19 protein-coding genes are annotated in these 16,182 nt (G+C 70.6%); 6 read left to right on the forward strand and 13 right to left on the reverse strand.

The genetic code is table 11. From position 1 onward, the window contains the following. Window positions 1-32: 32 nt before the first annotated feature. From mnhG to ABD073_RS10090, 6 genes are read right to left on the reverse strand one after another with little or no spacing between them, the layout of a single operon-like run. A complete protein-coding gene (gene mnhG / locus ABD073_RS10065; protein ID WP_343874238.1) occupies window positions 33-371 on the reverse strand; it encodes a monovalent cation/H(+) antiporter subunit G in 339 nt (112 codons plus the stop codon). Then, window positions 368-688, reverse strand: a complete 321-nt coding sequence (locus tag ABD073_RS10070) for an MrpF/PhaF family protein (RefSeq protein WP_343874240.1) — start codon at window positions 686-688, stop codon at window positions 368-370. Before ABD073_RS10070 ends, mnhG begins: the two co-directional genes overlap by 4 nt. Further along, a complete protein-coding gene (locus ABD073_RS10075; protein WP_343874242.1) occupies window positions 685-1,242 on the reverse strand; it encodes a Na+/H+ antiporter subunit E in 558 nt (185 codons plus the stop codon). The genes ABD073_RS10070 and ABD073_RS10075 overlap by 4 nt, the downstream gene beginning before the upstream one ends. Beyond that, window positions 1,242-2,813, reverse strand: a complete 1,572-nt coding sequence (locus ABD073_RS10080) for a Na+/H+ antiporter subunit D (protein WP_343874245.1) — start codon at window positions 2,811-2,813, stop codon at window positions 1,242-1,244. Before ABD073_RS10080 ends, ABD073_RS10075 begins: the two co-directional genes overlap by 1 nt. Beyond that, window positions 2,810-3,442, reverse strand: coding sequence for a Na(+)/H(+) antiporter subunit C (locus ABD073_RS10085; protein WP_343874247.1), 633 nt, complete (start codon window positions 3,440-3,442; stop codon window positions 2,810-2,812). The genes ABD073_RS10080 and ABD073_RS10085 overlap by 4 nt, the downstream gene beginning before the upstream one ends. Continuing rightward, on the reverse strand, window positions 3,439-6,321 hold the full coding sequence (locus ABD073_RS10090) for a Na+/H+ antiporter subunit A (protein ID WP_343874249.1): 2,883 nt from the start codon (window positions 6,319-6,321) through the stop codon (window positions 3,439-3,441). The genes ABD073_RS10085 and ABD073_RS10090 overlap by 4 nt, the downstream gene beginning before the upstream one ends. Window positions 6,322-6,512: 191 nt before the next feature. On the opposite strand from ABD073_RS10090, the gene ABD073_RS10095 reads away from it, so the two are divergent. Both ABD073_RS10095 and ABD073_RS10100 read left to right on the forward strand, forming a co-directional pair. Continuing rightward, the gene (locus tag ABD073_RS10095) at window positions 6,513-7,244 is read left to right on the forward strand and encodes a HEAT repeat domain-containing protein (protein ID WP_343874252.1); all 732 of its coding nucleotides are present in this window, start codon (window positions 6,513-6,515) and stop codon (window positions 7,242-7,244) included. A 136-nt stretch (window positions 7,245-7,380) separates the two neighbouring features. Next, a complete protein-coding gene (locus tag ABD073_RS10100; protein WP_343874254.1) occupies window positions 7,381-8,577 on the forward strand; it encodes an MFS transporter in 1,197 nt (398 codons plus the stop codon). Window positions 8,578-8,601: 24 nt separating this feature from the next. Here the strand turns inward: ABD073_RS10100 and ABD073_RS10105 are convergent, their stop codons facing one another. Next, window positions 8,602-8,970: a DUF5997 family protein gene (locus ABD073_RS10105; RefSeq protein WP_343874257.1), complete on the reverse strand. Its 369-nt coding sequence runs from the start codon at window positions 8,968-8,970 to the stop codon at window positions 8,602-8,604. Window positions 8,971-9,006: 36 nt separating this feature from the next. Between ABD073_RS10105 and ABD073_RS10110 the strand changes: the two genes are divergently transcribed. Next, entirely contained in the window at window positions 9,007-9,648 is a 642-nt protein-coding gene (locus tag ABD073_RS10110; protein ID WP_343874260.1) for a LysR substrate-binding domain-containing protein, read from the forward strand. Window positions 9,649-9,689: 41 nt separating this feature from the next. Here ABD073_RS10110 and ABD073_RS10115 read toward each other — a convergent pair whose 3' ends face one another. The 3 genes from ABD073_RS10115 to ABD073_RS10125 all read right to left on the reverse strand — a co-directional run bounded on the left by ABD073_RS10115 (window position 9,690) and on the right by ABD073_RS10125 (window position 10,647). Further along, window positions 9,690-9,944, reverse strand: coding sequence for a hypothetical protein (locus tag ABD073_RS10115; RefSeq protein WP_343874262.1), 255 nt, complete (start codon window positions 9,942-9,944; stop codon window positions 9,690-9,692). 185 nt (window positions 9,945-10,129) lie between these two features. Continuing rightward, window positions 10,130-10,261 (reverse strand): hypothetical protein, encoded by a 132-nt coding sequence (locus tag ABD073_RS10120; RefSeq protein WP_343874263.1) that lies wholly within the window; start codon window positions 10,259-10,261, stop codon window positions 10,130-10,132. A gap of 11 nt (window positions 10,262-10,272) precedes the next feature. Then, window positions 10,273-10,647 (reverse strand): phosphoribosyltransferase, encoded by a 375-nt coding sequence (locus ABD073_RS10125; RefSeq protein WP_343874264.1) that lies wholly within the window; start codon window positions 10,645-10,647, stop codon window positions 10,273-10,275. A gap of 153 nt (window positions 10,648-10,800) precedes the next feature. Between ABD073_RS10125 and ABD073_RS10130 the strand changes: the two genes are divergently transcribed. The 3 genes from ABD073_RS10130 to ABD073_RS10140 are packed head-to-tail and all read left to right on the forward strand — an operon-like array spanning window position 10,801 to window position 13,428. Next, window positions 10,801-12,054: a ferric reductase-like transmembrane domain-containing protein gene (locus ABD073_RS10130; RefSeq protein WP_343874266.1), complete on the forward strand. Its 1,254-nt coding sequence runs from the start codon at window positions 10,801-10,803 to the stop codon at window positions 12,052-12,054. A gap of 25 nt (window positions 12,055-12,079) precedes the next feature. Next, window positions 12,080-12,514 carry a MarR family winged helix-turn-helix transcriptional regulator gene (locus ABD073_RS10135; RefSeq protein ID WP_343874268.1) on the forward strand — a complete coding sequence of 145 codons (435 nt, stop codon included), beginning with the start codon at window positions 12,080-12,082 and terminating at the stop codon, window positions 12,512-12,514. 14 nt (window positions 12,515-12,528) lie between these two features. After that, window positions 12,529-13,428: an aminoglycoside phosphotransferase family protein gene (locus tag ABD073_RS10140; RefSeq protein WP_343874270.1), complete on the forward strand. Its 900-nt coding sequence runs from the start codon at window positions 12,529-12,531 to the stop codon at window positions 13,426-13,428. Window positions 13,429-13,512: 84 nt separating this feature from the next. Here the strand turns inward: ABD073_RS10140 and ABD073_RS10145 are convergent, their stop codons facing one another. From ABD073_RS10145 to ABD073_RS10155, 3 genes are all read right to left on the reverse strand, one after another. Continuing rightward, entirely contained in the window at window positions 13,513-14,031 is a 519-nt protein-coding gene (locus tag ABD073_RS10145) for a hypothetical protein (protein ID WP_343874272.1), read from the reverse strand. Window positions 14,032-14,065: 34 nt separating this feature from the next. Continuing rightward, window positions 14,066-15,139, reverse strand: coding sequence for a redox-regulated ATPase YchF (ychF, locus tag ABD073_RS10150; protein WP_343874275.1), 1,074 nt, complete (start codon window positions 15,137-15,139; stop codon window positions 14,066-14,068). 90 nt (window positions 15,140-15,229) lie between these two features. After that, a complete protein-coding gene (locus tag ABD073_RS10155; RefSeq protein ID WP_343874277.1) occupies window positions 15,230-15,946 on the reverse strand; it encodes a polysaccharide biosynthesis protein in 717 nt (238 codons plus the stop codon). Between the last annotated feature and the right edge of the window lie 236 nt (window positions 15,947-16,182).

Consider the following 16,182-nt stretch of genomic DNA (forward strand, 5'->3'; position numbering starts at 1 on the left):
GACCCCGTCAAGCGGGCACGGTGCCGGCCGGCTCAGCGGCCCAGGGTCTCCTCGATCTCGCGACGGTGGTCCGCAGGCAGGCTCACCTGCCCGGCGCGCAGCGCGCCGCGGCTCATCATGTGCGAGGCCACCGGGGTGGTGAGCAGTTGGAAGAGGGCCACCAGCACCAGCATCCCGACGCTGATGCCCGAGCGCAGGCCCACGCCGACGCCGAGCAGGACCAGCACGATGCCCAGCACCTGCGGCTTGGTGGCGGCGTGCATCCGGCTCAGCAGGTCGGGGAAGCGGACCAGGCCCACGGCGGCGCAGAAGCACAGCAGGGAGCCGGCCAGCAGCAGGACGGCGGAGAGCAGGTCCAGGACGTGGTTCACGGCGTCTCCCTCTCGGGCCGGGCGGGCAGCGGGTCGTCGCTGCTGGTGAAGTCCTCGTCCACGTCGCGCGCGACGAAGCGCGAGATGGCAACGGTGGAGACGAAACCCAGCAGGGACAGGGTGATCAGGATCGGCAGGGTGGCGACGTGTCCCCCGGCCACCGCCTCCAGGCCCAGGGCGCAGACCAGCACGGAGACCAGCACGTCATTGGCCAGTGCCCGGTTCAGCACCGTGGGGCCCACCACCATCCGGGTGACGGCGAGCAGCGCGGAGCAGGCCAGCAGGATGCCGCAGGCCCACCAGATGATGGTGATCACGGGCGGACCTCCTCGTCGGGTCGCAGTCGCAGCTCGGTGACGGGACGACGGGCGGGGCGTCCGGCCACGGACAGCGCCCGCTCCACGCGATCCTCCAGGGCGTGCACCTTGGCGCGTTCCCGGGCCAGCTGCTCGGGCTCGGTGACGTCCAGTACGTGCAGGGTGAGGATGCTGGTGTGGGGGTCGACGTCCACCACCACCGTGCCGGGCACCAGGCTGGTCAGCTCCGCCACGACCACGCGGCGCAGGTCGTCGTCGAGGCGCAGCTTGACGTCCAGCAGGGAGCCGGCGTTGACCGGGCGGGGGCGCAGCGCCTTCCAGGCCACCGCGACCGAGGCCACCACCAGGTCGGTCAGGAAACGTCCGACCAGCGCGGCCAGGCCGAGCGGGTGGACCCGGACGGTGGACATCAGGGGCGGCATCGGGAAGAACCAGAGCAGCAGGGCGGCCACCAGCAGGCCGTAGAAGACGCTGGAGACGGTCACCTCACCGGTGAGCACCACCCAGATCACGGCCAGACCCAGCATCGGCAGCAGTTGCAGACGGGCGAGCATCAGCGACCCCCGATCCCGAGGACATCGTTGACATAGCCGGGCCGGTCGCCCAGCTGGCGTGCCGCGGCGTCGGTGTAGCCGAACAACGGCCCGGCCACCACGCTGAGCAGGCAGCTGACCACCACCAGCGCCGCGGTGGGCAGCACCAGCCCGAGCGGCAGCGGACGGGAGGCCACCAGCTCCTCGGCCTGCTCCCCCACCACGTCGACGACGGTGCCGTCCTCGCCGGGCAGCGCGGCGCGGGCGCTGCGCCAGAAGGCGCGACCCCAGACCCGGCTGATCGCATACAGGGTGAGCAGGCTGGTGAGCAGCGAGCCACCCAGCAGGACGTAGCCCTCGGTGGTGCCCGCCTGGGCGCCGGCCTGCAGCAGGCCCACCTTGCCCAGGAAACCGGACAGCGGCGGGATGCCGGCCAGGTTGAGGGCGGGGACGAAGAAGAGCAGGGCCAGGCCCGGCGCCATCCGCAGGAAGCCGCCCAGGTGGCTCAGCGAGGTGCTGCCGCCGCGCACCTCGACCAGGCCGGTGACCAGGAAGAGGCAGGTCTGGATGGTGATGTGGTGGGCAGCGTAGAAGATCGCCGAGGACAGACCGGTCTCGTTGCCCACCGCGATGCCGAAGACCAGGTAGCCGATGTGGCTGACCAGGGTGAAGGAGAGTAGTCGTTTGATGTCGTCCTGCGCCACGGCGCCCAGGATGCCCACCAGCATGGTGAGCAGTGCGGCCCACATCAGCACGGTGTCGTAGCGGCCGTCGGGGAAGAGCAGGGTCTGGGTGCGGATCAGCGAGTAGACACCCACCTTGGTGAGCAGGCCGGCGAAGACGGCGGTGACCGGGGCCGGGGCCGTCGGGTAGGAGTCGGGCAGCCAGCCGGACATTGGGAAGACGGCGGCCTTGATGCAGAAGCCCACCAGCAGCAGCCCCTGCAGCAGCAGCGAGGTCTGCGGGGAGAGGGCGTCGAGGCGGCCGGCGAGCTGGGCCAGGTCAACGGTGCCGGTGGCGGCGTAGACCAGGCCGATGGCCAGCAGGAAGATCACCGAGCTGAGCAGGTTCACCACCACGTAGTTGGCGCCGGCGCGCACCCGCGACTCGGTGCCGCCCAGGGTGAGCAGCACGAAGGAGGCGAAGAGCAGCATCTCGAAGCCGACGTAGATGTGGAACAGGTCGCCGGACAGGAAGGTGGTGGCCACGCCCGCGGCCAGCACCAGCAGGGTGGGGTGGAAGATCGGCAGCGGGGCGCCGCCGTCCTCGACGTCGTCGGAGGCGCGTCCCTCGCCGATGGCGTAGAGCATGACCGCGAAGGTGACCACGGAGCTGACCAGCAGCATCAGGGCGCTGAGCCGGTCCACCACGAGCACCACGCCGTCCACCGGGTGCCAGCCACCGACGCCGAGCACCAGCCGGTCGCCGCGGGCCGCGACGGCCAGCAGCAGGGCGTTGATCACCACCACCGAGCCCAGCACCAGGGCGGTGACGAAACGCTGCAGGTGGGTGTGGCGGCCGGCCACCACGGTCAGTCCGGCGCCGATCAGGGGCAGCACGACGGGCAGCGGCACCAGGTCGGTGGCATTCATCGTCGGCCCTCCTGGTCCTCGGTGTCGGTACCCTGCTCGTCCTCGGGGCCGGTGCCCTGCTCGCCCTCGTCCTCGGGGCCGGCGTCGACCAGCTCCTCGCTGCTGCGCTCGGCCTCGATCACCTCGGCGGGCAGCTCGTCGGGGAACTCCTCCACCACCGGGTCGGCGGGTGGCGCCTCCTCGGCGTCGTCGGCCAGGGCGTGGGGGTCGGCGGTGTCGGTGTAGTCCGAGCCGGACAGGTCGTTGGCCTCGGCCAGCAGGGAGATGCGCTCGTCCTCGGGGTCGTTGGCGACGACGTCGGTGGCGGCCAGCTGCCACTGGCGGTGCGCCAGGGCCAGCACGAAGCCGGTGACCGCCAGGGTGATCACGATGGCGGTGAGCACCATGGCCTGCGGCAGCGGGTCGCTGATGCCGTCGGCGCCGATCGGCACCCCGGCGGCGGCCTCCTCCTTGCTGACGATGGGGGCGCGCCCGGCGGGGCCGGAGGCGACGATGTAGACGACGTTGACGCCATTGCCCATCAGCAGTACGCCGAGCAGGGCACGCACCAGGCTGCGGGAGAGCAGCAGCACCACGCCGGAGCCGAAGAGCACGCCGGCCAGCACGGACAGGGTCAGGTTGGGGTTCATCGGTGGCTCCACTCCTGGCTGTCGAGGCTGCCGACGGTGCCGCCGCCGCGCATGAAGGGCACCCGGCGGCCCGGGTCGCGGTCCAGCGCGTCGCCCAGGCTGCGCAGGATGTCGAGCATCAGGCCGATCACCACCAGGTAGACACCGATGTCGAAGAAGACCGAGGTGACCAGGTGGATGTGGCCCAGCAGCGGCACCGGGATGTCGAAGGTCCAGCTCTGCAGCACGTCACCGCCCACCAGCATGGAGACCAGGCCGAAACCGGCGGACAGGAACAGGCCGGTGCCCAGCAGGGCGCCGGGCATGAAGGGCAGGGCGGCGCGCAGCTCGTCGGCGCCGCCGGCCAGGTAGCGCACCACCAGCGCCAGGCCCGCCACCAGGCCGGCCGCGAAGCCACCGCCGGGGGCGTTGTGGCCGGCGAAGAGCAGGAAGACCGACCAGACCATCACGGTGTGGAAGATGATCCGGGTGACCACGGCCAGCATCAGCGAGTAGCGGTCGTCGTCGAAGGCGTGCAGGGTGGGCAGCCAACGGCCGGGCTCGGCAGGCGTCGCGCCGGCGCGGCGGGCACGGGTGCGGGCCAGCCGCTTGCGGTTGTCCTCCACCCGCTGGTTCTTGCGGAAGACCAGCGAGGCGATGCCGGTGGCGGCCACCAGCACCACGGAGATCTCGCCCATGGTGTCCCAGGCGCGGATGTCCACCAGGGCGACGTTGACGATGTTGCTGCCGCCGCCGAAGGTGGTGGCGCCCAGCGGCCAGTTCTCGGCGGCCGGGTCGGCGGTGCGCGCCGCCCCCGCCACCAGGGCCACCAGGGTGACCGCGGTTCCGGCGAGCACGCCCAGCAGCACCCGGATGCCGCGCTCGGCGCGCGAGGGGGTCTCGTTGAAGCGGCCCGACAGGTGGCGCAGCACCAGCACGAAGACCACGATCGAGACGGTCTCGGCCAGCACCTGGGTGAGGGCGAGATCCGGGGCGCCGTGCAGCAGGAAGACCAGGGCGGCGACATAGCCGGTGACGCTCACCAGGACGACGGCGCGCAGCCGTCGCCGGGAGCGCACCGCGGCGATGGCGGCCACGATGCCCACCAGTGCGACGGCGCCCTGGGCGGGCTCCTGCCAGACCAGCACCCCGCGGGGCAGCCCGGTGCCCGCCAGGCCGACGGCGGCGACGCCGGTGAAGACCACCAGCACCAGCCCCAGCGAGAGCGGTAGCGAACCGCGCTGCAGGAAGCCGGTGACCTCGATCGAGCCGCGGTCCAGGCCGCGCATCACCAGTCGGTAGGCGGAGACGGCGGCCGGCGGGTGCGGCATCGCGCCCTGGAAGAAGGCGACATTGCGGCGCTGCCAGGCCAGCAGGGCACCCAGGCCCATGGTCAGCAGCGAGAGGTACAGGGCCGGGCCCAGCCCGTGCCACAGGGCCAGGTGGATCGGGTGCTCCGAGACCTCGAAGAGGTCGCGGTAGCCCGCGAAGAGCGGCTCCATGCGCCCGGCCAGCGGTGCCAGGGCGAGGCTGGCCAGGCCGAGCAGGACGGGCAGCACCACGGTGATCGGCTCGGGGCGGTGGAAGCTGACCGGCTCCACGTCGGGCTTGTCGAACCAGGCGCCCCACAGGAAGCGGGCGGAGTAGGCGACGGTGAGCACCGATCCGACCACGAGCACGACGAGCACCAGGACGGCCCAGCCGTCGGGATGGTGCAGGAAGGCCTCGTAGACGGCCTCCTTGCCGACGAAGCCCATCATCGGCGGCAGGCCGGCCATCGAGGCGGCGCAGAGCACGGTGGCGGCCACCAGCCAGGGCATTCGCGGGGCGAGACCGGAGAGCCGGCGCACGTCGCGGGTGCCGGTGGCGTGGTCGATGGTGCCCACCGAGAGGAACAGGCCGGCCTTGAAGACGGCATGGGCCACCAGCATGGCCAGGCCGGCGAGCGCGGCGTCGTGGCTGCCGGTGCCCACCAGCACCACCAGGAAGCCGAGCTGGCTGACGGTGCCGTAGGCGAGGATCAGCTTCAGGTCCACCTGGCGCAGCGCGCGGTAGCCGCCCACCAGCATGGTGGCGCCGCCGAGCACCAGCACGGTGGTGCGCCAGACCTCGAGCTGGGCGAAGCCGGGGGCCAACCGGGCCACCAGGTAGACGCCGGCCTTCACCATGGCGGCGGCGTGCAGGTAGGCGGAGACCGGGGTGGGGGCGGCCATGGCGCCGGGCAGCCAGAAGTGGAAGGGCACCAGCGCCGACTTGGTGATGGCACCGAAGAGCACCAGCACAATCGCGACCTGGGCGGCCATGCCGGTGGGCGGATCGGCCAGCAGTCCCGACAGCGAGGTGGTTCCGGCCGCCTGCCCCAGCACCACCAGGCCACCGAGCATGGACAGGCCGCCGGCGGTGGTCACCACCAGCGCCTGGGTGGCGGCATTGCGGCTGTCCTCGGACTCGGCGTTGTGGCCCACCAGCAGGTAGGACAGGATCGTGGTGAGTTCCCAGAACAGGTAGAGCAGCAGGATGTCGTCGCTCAGCACCAGGCCGGTCATGGCGCCGGCGAAGGCGGTGAGGTGGGCGGCGAAGCGGCCCAGGTCTGGCTCGTCGTCGTCGAAGTAGCCGGAGCAGTAGGCCAGCACGACGGCACCCACCAGGCCCACGACGAGGCACATCAGCAGGCTGAGCGCATCCATCCTGAACTCGAGGGACAGGCCGATGGAGGGCACCCAGTCGTACCGCACGCCGGGGGTGGCGCCGTCGAGCACGGCGGGCAGGTGGCGCACCGCCAGGCCGGCGGTGAGCAGCGAGGGAAGGGCCAGTAGCCAGAAGCCACGGCGGCCGAGGTGACGGATGACACCGGGGGCCAGCACCGTCGCGATCACGTGGACGGCGAGGACTGGCAGCATCCGCATACTCCTGTCGGGCCATGGGCTCGGCCGGTTTGATTCTGGGGGTCACTGAGATTCTACCGGGTCGAATCGTGAGATTCCCCACCCCGATTGGCGGGACGGCGGGCACGGGACGGCCCGGCCGGCGAGAGAAGACCAACGGATCGAGAACCCCCGCGGCGCTTGGCGGGGCGGCCTATGCTCGGCCCGTGACCTCACTGCCCACCCTGATGGCCGCGCTGCGCGGCGACGATGCCACCCGCCGTCAGCAGGCCGCACTGCTGCTGGGCGGCCAACCCGTCGCACAGGTGATGGACGAGCTGGTGGAGCTGATGGCCGGCGAGCCCGACGACTTCGTGCGCGAGACGCTGATCTGGGCCGTGGTGCAGGATCCGGCCGCTGCCGCGCCTGCCCTGGTGTCGGCACTGGGCCGCGAGGAATTGCCGCGGGAGCCCGTGCTGCACGCCCTGAGCAAGGTGGGCGATCCCACCACCGTCCCCGCGATCCTGCCGCACGCGGGCAGCGAGGATCCCGTGGTGGCTGCCAAGGCCTGGTGGGCGCTGGGCCGGATCGCCGACGAGAGCTCGCTGCCGGTGCTGCTCTCCCACCTGGGAGCCGAGAAGGCGGAGCTGCGTCACGGGCTGACCCGGGCGCTGCTGCAGTTCGGGGCCCGGGCGATCGACGCCCTGGAGCGTGAGCTGGAGCATCCGGAGGCCGCGCACCGGTCCCATGCCGCGGAGGTGCTGGTGGCCTTCGCCAACCCTGACCAGTACGGCACGGCCGAGCGTCGCAGCGGCCAGGACTTCTCCCAGCAGGCCGCAGAGGTGCTGCGACGCTCCACCGTCCCCGAGGTGGACGGTGCGCTGCTGCTGGCCACCGTCAGCGACGACCGTCCGGGGCTGTCCGGCGCGGCCGGGGCGCTGCGCGAGGAGCGCGGCTGAGGCCCGACGGCCGGAGGACGGCGGGCCGCAGCACGGCGGGCGCGGGGCAGGCAGTCGGGCCGCGGTGGAAGACGGTGGGTCGGCGTCGGGCTGCTCACGTAGGCTCGTCGGGCACCTCTCCGCGAAAGGCCCTCCGTTGTACTCCCTGCTCCTGGCGATCATCTACCTCGCCTTCATCAGCCTCGGTCTGCCCGACTCCCTGGTCGGCGCCGGCTGGCCCACCATACACCAGGATCTCGGGGTGCCCGTGGCCTACGCGGGCTTCGTCACCATCATCATCGCCGGCGGCACGATCGTCTCCAGCCTCGCCTCGGAGCGGCTGACCCGTCGGCTGGGCACCGGCCTGGTGACGGCGATCAGCGTCGCGATGACCGCCGCCGCCCTGTTCGGCTTCTCCACCTCCCACTCCTTCTGGATGCTCTGCCTGTGGGCGCTGCCCTATGGCCTGGGCGCGGGAGCCGTGGACGCGGCGCTCAACAACTACGTCGCGCTGCACTATGCCGCGCGCCACATGAACTGGCTGCACAGCTTCTGGGGCCTCGGCGCCTCGATCAGCCCGTTCATCATGGGCCACGCACTGGGCGCCGGGCAGGGCTGGAGCAGCGCCTACCGCCATGTGGGCCTGATCCAGGCGGTGCTCACCGTGATGCTGCTGGTGACCCTGCCGCTGTGGGGCAAGGCGGCTGCGTCGGGGCGCAGCGCCCACGCCGAGCTGGACCACGACGATCCGGAGCAGCAGCCGGTGGGCCACGTCCCGCTGGCCACCGCCCTGCGCATCCCCGGCGTGCCCTTCGTGCTGGCGGCCTTCTTCGCCTACTGCGCCGCCGAGAGCACCGCCATCCTGTGGGCCTCCACCTACCTGGTGGGTGAGCGCGGCGTCGCCACCGCCACCGCGGCCCGGTTCGCCTCGCTCTTCCTGCTGGGCATCACGGCCGGCCGTTTCCTGGCCGGTTTCTTCGCCGACCGGGTGGGCGACAAGCTGCTGGTCCGCGGCGGTTTCGCCACGGTCGCGTTCGGTTTCGCCCTGATGGCGCTGCCGGTGTCCACCGATGTCCTGGCGTTGGCCGGCCTGGTGATCGCGGGCCTGGGCTCGGCCCCGGTCTACCCGGCGATCATCCACTCCACGCCCCGCAACTTCGGGGCCAGGAACTCCCAGGCGATCATCGGCATCCAGATGGCCGCCGCCTACACCGGCTCGACGCTGGCCCCGCCGCTGGTGGGTGCACTGTCCGCCTGGCTGGGCCTGTGGCTGCTGCCCTGCGCGCTCTTCCTGCTCGCGGTGCTGGGGCTGGTCATGTCGGAGAGGCTGAACCGGCTACCCCGCCTGGGCTGACGCGTTCCCGGCCCCGGTGCCAGGTCAGCGACCGGAGCGGTCCTTCTCGGCCTTGAGGCGCTCGTTCTCGGCAACCACCTTGCGGTGCACCGAGCGCTCGTGCTCCAGCCACTCCGGCGGGCTGGCCAGCAGCTCGCCCACCTGGTCGGTGTCGAGCGGCTCGGTGATGCCGCCGCGGGCCAGACCGGAGTTGGAGATGCCCAGCTTGGCCGCGATCACGTCGCGCGGGAAGGGACCGTTCTTGCGGAGCTCGACGAGCCAGGCCGGCGGGTTCTCGCGCAGCTCGTCCACCTCCTCGCGGGTGAAGGATCCGCTCTGGAAGTCCTCGGGGGCGGCGGACAGCAGGATGCCCAGCTTCTGGGCGGCGGTGGACGGCTTCAGGGTCTGGCTCACACCCGTGAGCGTAGCCGACGCGCTAGCCTGCCCATCGTGAGCGAGAACCCGTCGACGCCTCTTGGCCTGCGCATCGGACATGTGCGCGGCGTGGTCCTGCACAAGTGGCAGCGCACCTGGGAGGAGCGCTTCCGCAACCCGCTGCACATCAGCGAGGTGGCCGACGAGGAGCAGCTGACGGGTCTGCGCGAGGGCAGTCTGGACATGTGCTTCGTGCGATTGCCGATCGATCGTGAGGGCCTGCACGCCATCCCGCTCTACGAGGAGCAGATGGTGGCCTGGGTGGCCAAGGACCACCTCTTCGCGGCTGCCGACGAGCTGACGATGGCGGAGGTCTCCGCCGAGGAGACGGTGCTCACCGAGCTGGACGCGATCGCGATCGACCGGGTGCTGGTGGGGGCGGTGCTGGTGGTGCCAATGTCGATCGCGCGCGGCGCCAGCCGTCGTGACCTGGTCTACCGGCCGATCACCGACGCCGAGCCCTCGCCGGTGGCCCTGGCCTGGCGGATGGACGACGAGAACCCACTGCTGGACGAGTTCGTCGGGGTGGTGCGCGGCCGCAGCGCCAATTCCTCACGTACAGAGAAGGAGCGCGCCGCCTCCGGCTCGAAGCCGGTCAAGGCCCGGCCGCAGACCAAGAAGCCGTCGCGACCGCGCAAGGTGCGCCGCGGCCACTGACCCGTGCGCCCGGGCCGCTACCCGGCCCTGCCCTGCGCGACTCAGAGGTCGCGCAGCAGCAGCCCCCAGGCCAGCAGCTGCTGGACGCCCTGGCCCTGCACGCCGTCGGCCTGCTCGTCCCACTCCAGGGCCTTCATCAGCATGGCGGCCTCCCGGGCCCGCCGCTCGGCCGGCAGCGAGAGCAGCCGCAGGAAGGCCTGCTCGTTGGCGGGCGCCTGGCTGGGGTCGACGTGATTGAGGGCGCCGACGGTCATCCCGAGCAGCGCTCCCGTCATGAAGTCATCGGGCTGGTCCATGGCTCGACCCTATCGGCCGGTGGCCGGCCCCGACGCGCCTCGGGCGCGCAGTGCCTCAGCGTCCTCGGACCCTGACGTCTGCGCCCTCGATCCATGAATTGCGCGAAAATCGGCGAAATCCGACATCGAGCGTCCAGATTCCAGGGTTGCCTCCGCGAGCCAGGCCCCAAGCGGGACCAAACAGTTCAGGCCTCGGGCGCGAGCCTCGCGACGTGGGGAAGGTTGCGCAGCTTGTCCTGCCAGGGCAGCCCGAAGCCGACGAGCATCTCGTCGCTGTTCATCTCCCGGGCGAGGTACTGCAGGACGGGGATCTCCACGCGCCCCGGCTTCACGAAGAGTGTCGCCACCGAGATGGAGCGCGGTTGAAGCCCTCGAGGTGGGCCACCAGGCGCTTCATGGTGCCGCCGGACTCGATGGCGTCGTCGATGACGATCACGTCGCGGCCCTCGATCGGCACGCTCTGGTGGTAGACGATGGGCGAGGCGTCGTTGCGCTCCCCCGGCGTGTGCGGGCAGGAGATCCAGTCCATCGAGACCTCGAAGGTCAGCTGGCGCACCAGGTCTGCCGTCACCAGGATCCCGCCGGGGACCACCGTGACCACCACCGCGGACTCGAAGTCATGGTTCAGCCGGGCGGCGACCTCCGTCAGCCCCGTCGCGATCTCCTCGGCGCTGAGCACCGTCTCCCCGACGACCTTGTCCATCACTGCTCCTGTCCTGTGCTGGATCCCACGCTAGCGACCGCGCGACCGCCGGACGGGAGAGGACCATCTCAGGGCTCGACCCTGATCACCGGGGCGGTCCCCTCCCGAGCACCACCCTTGCATCCCCGGGTAGATTTACATGGGATCCTATGTATGACCCAGAAGACCTTGCCCCTCACCGCACTCGCCTTCCTCGCCACCACGCTCCCGACCGCCATCCCGGCCGTCGGCATCCTCAACGCGCTGGCCATGACCGCCGGCGCGGCCGCCTACGGCTGCCTGGCCGCCGCGATCACGATCTCCACCCGCCTCCCGCTCGTCGAGCGCCTGTTCGGGCCGCTCGACCGGGCCTATCGAACCCACAAGAAGCTGGGGATGTCGGCGGTCGGGCTGATCGTCGCGCACGTCGCACTCACGCTCCTGGCCCGCGACATCTCTCCCCTGCGCGCCACGGCAGGGGCCACGCCCGTGATCCCGCTGGCCGTGATGGGCGCGGTGGGGTTGGTGCTGCTCCTGGTGGCCGCCGCCTCGGCCCTGAACGCCCGGCTTCCGTACCACCGCTTCCAGAAGGTCCACGGCCCGGCTGCGGGGGCAGCCTTCACCGTCCTGTCGATCCACTCGGTGGTGGCCGTCACAGCAGGGCCGGTCAAGGCCTTCGCTCCCGCTGCATGGACCATCATCTTCGTGCTGGTCGGCATGGCCGGCCTGCTCCAGCGAGTCCTCAGCCGCCGGCCGCGCCCCGGGCACGTCATCACCGCCGTCGAGCCGCGTGAACGTGCCATCGAGATCACGTGGGAGCAGCAGCAGACGCACGCTCCGGGGCAGTTCGTGGTGGTGACACTGGACGTCGACGGGCAGCGCGAGAGCCACCCCTTCACCCTCACGAACGACGCCGGCTCCACCTCACGCTCGGTGCTGGTCCGCGCCTCGGGTGACTGGACCCAGGCCGCCCAGCGTGGTGTCCACGTGGGCGACAGGGTGGGCATCGAGGGCCCCTTCGGTCGGTTCCATCCCGGCAGCAGCCGCGGGCCAGAGATCTGGCTGGCCGGGGGCGCGGGGATCACGCCCTTCCTCTCGGTCCTCCGCACGAGGGCAGCCCAGCACGACGATGACCACTCCCTCGTGCACCTGGTCCTCGCGGCGGCGAGCGCGCAGGATGCCCCGTGCTGGCAGGAGATCCGCCACCTGGCCAGCCGGCTGCCGTGGCTGACCGTCCAGCCTGCCTTCAGCGGCGAGGGCGCCCGGCTCACCCCCGAGGCCATCGACGCGCTCGCCAGCAACGCCCCCACGAACGGGCACTGGTACGCCTGCGGGCCCGAGTCGCTCGTCGCAGCCGCCAGGGCAGCATGGCAGCGAGCCGGAGAAGAAGGCAGCCGCTTCCACGCCGAGTCCTACAGTTGGCGCTGAGCATTCACCAAGGAGGACAGAGAGCATGCACGATTTCCGGGAGTTCGGTTTCTTGGTGAACCTCGTGGCGCGGCAACTGGAACGCCGGATGGCCGAGGCCCTGCGACCCTTGGGCCTCACCCCGGCCTACCTCCCCGTGATGATCAGCCTGGCCCAGGTGCAGCCGCAGACGCAGACCGGTCTTGCCGTCGCCCTGGACATCCGACAGCCGACCATGGCGCAGACCTTGGGCCGGATGGAGCGGGACGGCCTGATCACACGCGCTCCGGACAGCCACGACCGTCGGGCCACGTCCATCACCCTGACCGACAAGGCCGAGGGACTGCTGGGAGCCATCCAGGACCTCGGCTCCGAGATCCTCACCGACGCCCTGGCGGACCTGCCCGAGCAACGCCGCACCGAGCTGGCCGAAGACCTGCACACCGTGTCGCGCAGGCTCTCCGGCGCCGAGGAGGCCTGACCGGGACCGCCACGATGACGCTCCACGCCGACGAGCACGCCGCGACACCGGCAGACCTCCATCGTCTGCTCACGGTCCAAGCACCGCAGTGGGCTGGGATACCGCTCCGGGAAGCTGGCCACGGAACCGACAACGTGATGCTGCGGATGGGCGATGACCTCGTCGCCCGATGTCCCCGGACCGCCTCCACCGTGCCTGACCTGGAGAAGGAGACCACCTGGCTTCCCCTCCTTGCGCCGCAGCTGACGCTGGAGGTGCCCGAGATGATCTTCCGCGGCGAGCCCGACGAGCAGTACCCCTTCCCCTGGGCCGTCTACCGCTGGATCGACGGATCCGAGCCTGACAGCGCCACCGTGCAGGACTGGGAAGGCTTCGGGCAGGATCTCGGCAGGTTCGTCGGAGCCCTCCACGGGATTCCCGTCCCATCCGAAGCGACGCTCCCCCGCTGCTTCCGCGGGGGAAGGCTGGCCGCACAACTCGACGCCGGCCTGCAGGCGATTGGGCAGATCGGGCACTCCCCCTCCGGCAAGGGTCTCGACCTCGACGCTGTCGAGGACCTGTGGCGCGATCTGGCCGCAACACCTCAAGAGGTCACCCGGACGGTCTGGCTCCATGGCGACCTCCGCGGCGCAAACCTGCTGGTGCGGGACGGGCGGCTCACCGCTGTCATCGACTTCGGGACCCTCGGCGTCGGGCTGCCCCCAGCGGAGCATGCGCCGATCTGGGAGTTCCCCCGAGCGGCCAGGGATGCCTACCGGGCTGCCCTTGACCTCGACGACACCACGTGGCGTCTTGCCCGGGGCTGGGCCCTGCTGCCCTCCCTCACCGGGCTGCCCTACTACTGGGACAGCTGGCCCGAGTTCGCCGCACTGTGCCGACGACGGATCGACACGTTGCTCGCATCCTTCGACTGACCCGCCCTCGACATCTTGCTCGTCGCACGGGACCGGAACGGGTCGCTGAAGCGGAACTCCACCGCGTGACGTGGCAGATGGCCGTCACAGATCGATCGCGACGAAGCCCGGCTCACGCCACCACAGGCGCCCGCTCGGAGCTGACCGGCGTCTGCTCGCGAGGATCCGCTGCCCCACGACGCTGAGCGTCTCGTCATAGGCCGCCGCCTGAAAGGTGAACTCCAGAGGAGATTCGATGGCGGTGTGGGGCTCATCGGTGAGGTCATCCTCCCAACCGAACTGGCTCCAGCGCACCACCTGCCCACGACGTTCGATGTGGACAGTGAGGGCGCCGCAGCCAAGGTCACCACACCCGCGACAGACGTACAGCTCCACCCGGCCGGCCGGAAGACTTGCCTGCAGACCGAGCGACAGGGACGCCAGCCAGCCCACCCCGGACTCCAGGTCCCATCCGGACTGCAATGGGGTGGAAGTCCAGCGCAGCAAGTCTTCACCGACCGACGAGCGCAGGGATGCGCCGTTCACGACGAGATCGAGATACCGGGGGCGGAGCCGATTCTCGTCAAGCGGCAGCGTCGACTCGACGAAAATCAGTTGGTCCACGAGACAACGATAGGCATCTGAAATGCCTGATCAGCTAGTTGTTGAAGCGGAACTCCACCACGTCGCCGTCCTGCATGACGTAGTCCTTGCCCTCGAGGCGCGCCTTGCCGGCCTCGCGGGCGGCCTTAACCGAGCCGAGGGAGACCAGGTCGTCGAAGCTGATCACCTCGGCCTTGATGAAGCCCTTCTGGAAGTCGGTGTGGATCACGCCGGCGGCCTCCGGGGCGGTGGCGCCCTTGCGGATGGTCCAGGCGCGGACCTCCTTGGGGCCGGCGGTCAGGTAGCTCTGCAGGCCGAGGGTGTCGTAGCCCACGCGCGCCAGCACGTCCAGGCCGGGCTCCTCCACGCCGGAGTCGGTGAGGAATTCGCGCGCCTCGTCCTCCTCCATCTCCACCAGCTCGGACTCGAACTTGGCGTCCAGGAAGATCGCCTCCGCGGGGGCCACCACCTCACGCATCCGCTGCTTCAGCTCGTCGTTGGCCAGCTCGTCCTGGTCGCAGTTGAAGACGTAGATGAAGGGCTTGGCGGTCAGCAGCCACAGGTCGCGCAGGTGCTCGGTGTCCAGCCCGGCCGCGAAGATGGTGCGCCCGGAGTTGAGCACCTCCTGCGCCTGCACCATGGCGTCGAGCTTGGGGCGGACCTCCTTCTTGATCCGCGCCTCCTTCTCCACTCGCGGGACGGCCTTCTCCAGGGTCTGCAGGTCGGCCAGGATCAGCTCGGTGGTGACGGTGTCGATGTCATTGGCCGGGTTCACGGTGCCGTCGACGTGGGTGACGTCTTCGTCCTCGAAGACGCGGGTCACCTGGCAGATGGCGTCGGCCTCGCGGATGTTGGCGAGGAAGGCATTGCCCATCCCCTCGCCCTGCGAGGCACCCTTCACGATGCCGGCGATGTCGACGAAGCTCACGGTGGCCGGGATCTCGGCCTTGGAGTCGTAGATCTTGGCCAGCTCGGCCAGCCGCGGCTCGGGCACCCCCACCACGCCGACATTGGGCTCGATCGTGGCGAACGGGTAGTTCGCAGCGAGCACGTTGTTGCGGGTCAGCGCGTTGAACAGCGTTGACTTGCCCGCATTGGGGAGACCGACGATTCCGATGGTGAGTGCCACGTCGCGCAAGCCTACTGTCTCGGTGCGGTCTGCATCGAACCGTCGAGCGACGCCTCGATGTGACGACGCACGTCAGCCCGGGACATGCCCTCAGGCTCCCCGACGCCGCTCCCCCGCCTCGGCGAGGGGCACGAGGGAGGGACGCTGCTCCGAACGGCCCTCTCGGCGCCGCTGACCGGTGATCGTGGTCATCGAGCCGGGGTCGGCCCCGTCGACCCCCTGCAGGGCGGCGGGCTCCAGCGGCGGGACGCTGACACGTCGGATCAGTTCGTGCTCGGTGGTGGTGGCGGCCTCGTCGGTGCTGAAGAGCACCTCCTCCAGCTTCTCGTTGGGGCGCAGCCCGGTGAAGACGATCTCGACATCACGCCCGGAGCGCCTGATCAGGTTGCGCGCGACGTCATGGATCCGGACGGGAGCGCCCATGTCCAGCACCAGCACCTCGGCCGGACGCCCGATGGCGCCGGCCTGGATGACGAGCTGGCAGGCCTCGGGGATGGTCATGAAGTAGCGGGTGATGTCGGGATGGGTCACGGTCACCGGGCCACCCTGGGAGATCTGGCGGGTGAAGGTCTCCAGCATCGAGCCGCGCGAACCGAGCACGTTCCCGAAGCGGACGCTGAGGTAGGAACGGCCGGTCAGCTTGCCGTAGTGGGCCGTGAGCTCCTCCGCGATCCGCTTGGTCTTGCCCAGCACGCTGGTGGCATCGGCAGCCTTGTCGGTGGAGATGTTGATGACCTTCTCGACACCGTGCCGATCCGCGCAGCGCAGCACGTTGAGCGAACCGATCACATTGGTCTTCCCGCTCAACCCCACGGACTCTGTGGTGATCTTCGACGGCCAGGCGTTGGTGTGCAACCTCTCGGCACCGGACCGTCAACCCTCCGGCAATGAGGTCGTCGTCAAGAACTCCAACCCTTCTCCGCTGCGAGTGGTCCCTCCTGCTGGGCACCGCATTGACGGTCAAGAGGCCAAAGAGATACCCCAATGGGGGGTGCTCCGCCTGATGACTGACGGAACGCAGTGGATCACCATCTGACACATGT

Source organism: Luteococcus peritonei, from assembly GCF_039526385.1.
Classification (GTDB): domain Bacteria; phylum Actinomycetota; class Actinomycetes; order Propionibacteriales; family Propionibacteriaceae; genus Luteococcus; species Luteococcus peritonei.

Bases quoted from the DNA above. Each gene is read 5' to 3' on its own strand.
- ABD073_RS10080 (WP_343874245.1), bottom strand. From the start codon at position 2,813: ATGAATGCCACCGACCTGGTGCCGCTGCCCGTCGTGCTGCCCCTGATC.
- ABD073_RS10115 (WP_343874262.1), bottom strand. From the start codon at position 9,944: ATGGACCAGCCCGATGACTTCATGACGGGAGCGCTGCTCGGGATGACC.
- ABD073_RS10130 (WP_343874266.1), top strand. From the start codon at position 10,801: ATGACCCAGAAGACCTTGCCCCTCACCGCACTCGCCTTCCTCGCCACC.
- ABD073_RS10140 (WP_343874270.1), top strand. From the start codon at position 12,529: ATGACGCTCCACGCCGACGAGCACGCCGCGACACCGGCAGACCTCCAT.
- ABD073_RS10135 (WP_343874268.1), top strand. From the start codon at position 12,080: ATGCACGATTTCCGGGAGTTCGGTTTCTTGGTGAACCTCGTGGCGCGG.
- ABD073_RS10125 (WP_343874264.1), bottom strand. From the start codon at position 10,647: ATGGACAAGGTCGTCGGGGAGACGGTGCTCAGCGCCGAGGAGATCGCG.
- ABD073_RS10090 (WP_343874249.1), bottom strand. From the start codon at position 6,321: ATGCTGCCAGTCCTCGCCGTCCACGTGATCGCGACGGTGCTGGCCCCC.
- ABD073_RS10075 (WP_343874242.1), bottom strand. From the start codon at position 1,242: ATGCTCGCCCGTCTGCAACTGCTGCCGATGCTGGGTCTGGCCGTGATC.
- ABD073_RS10085 (WP_343874247.1), bottom strand. From the start codon at position 3,442: ATGAACCCCAACCTGACCCTGTCCGTGCTGGCCGGCGTGCTCTTCGGC.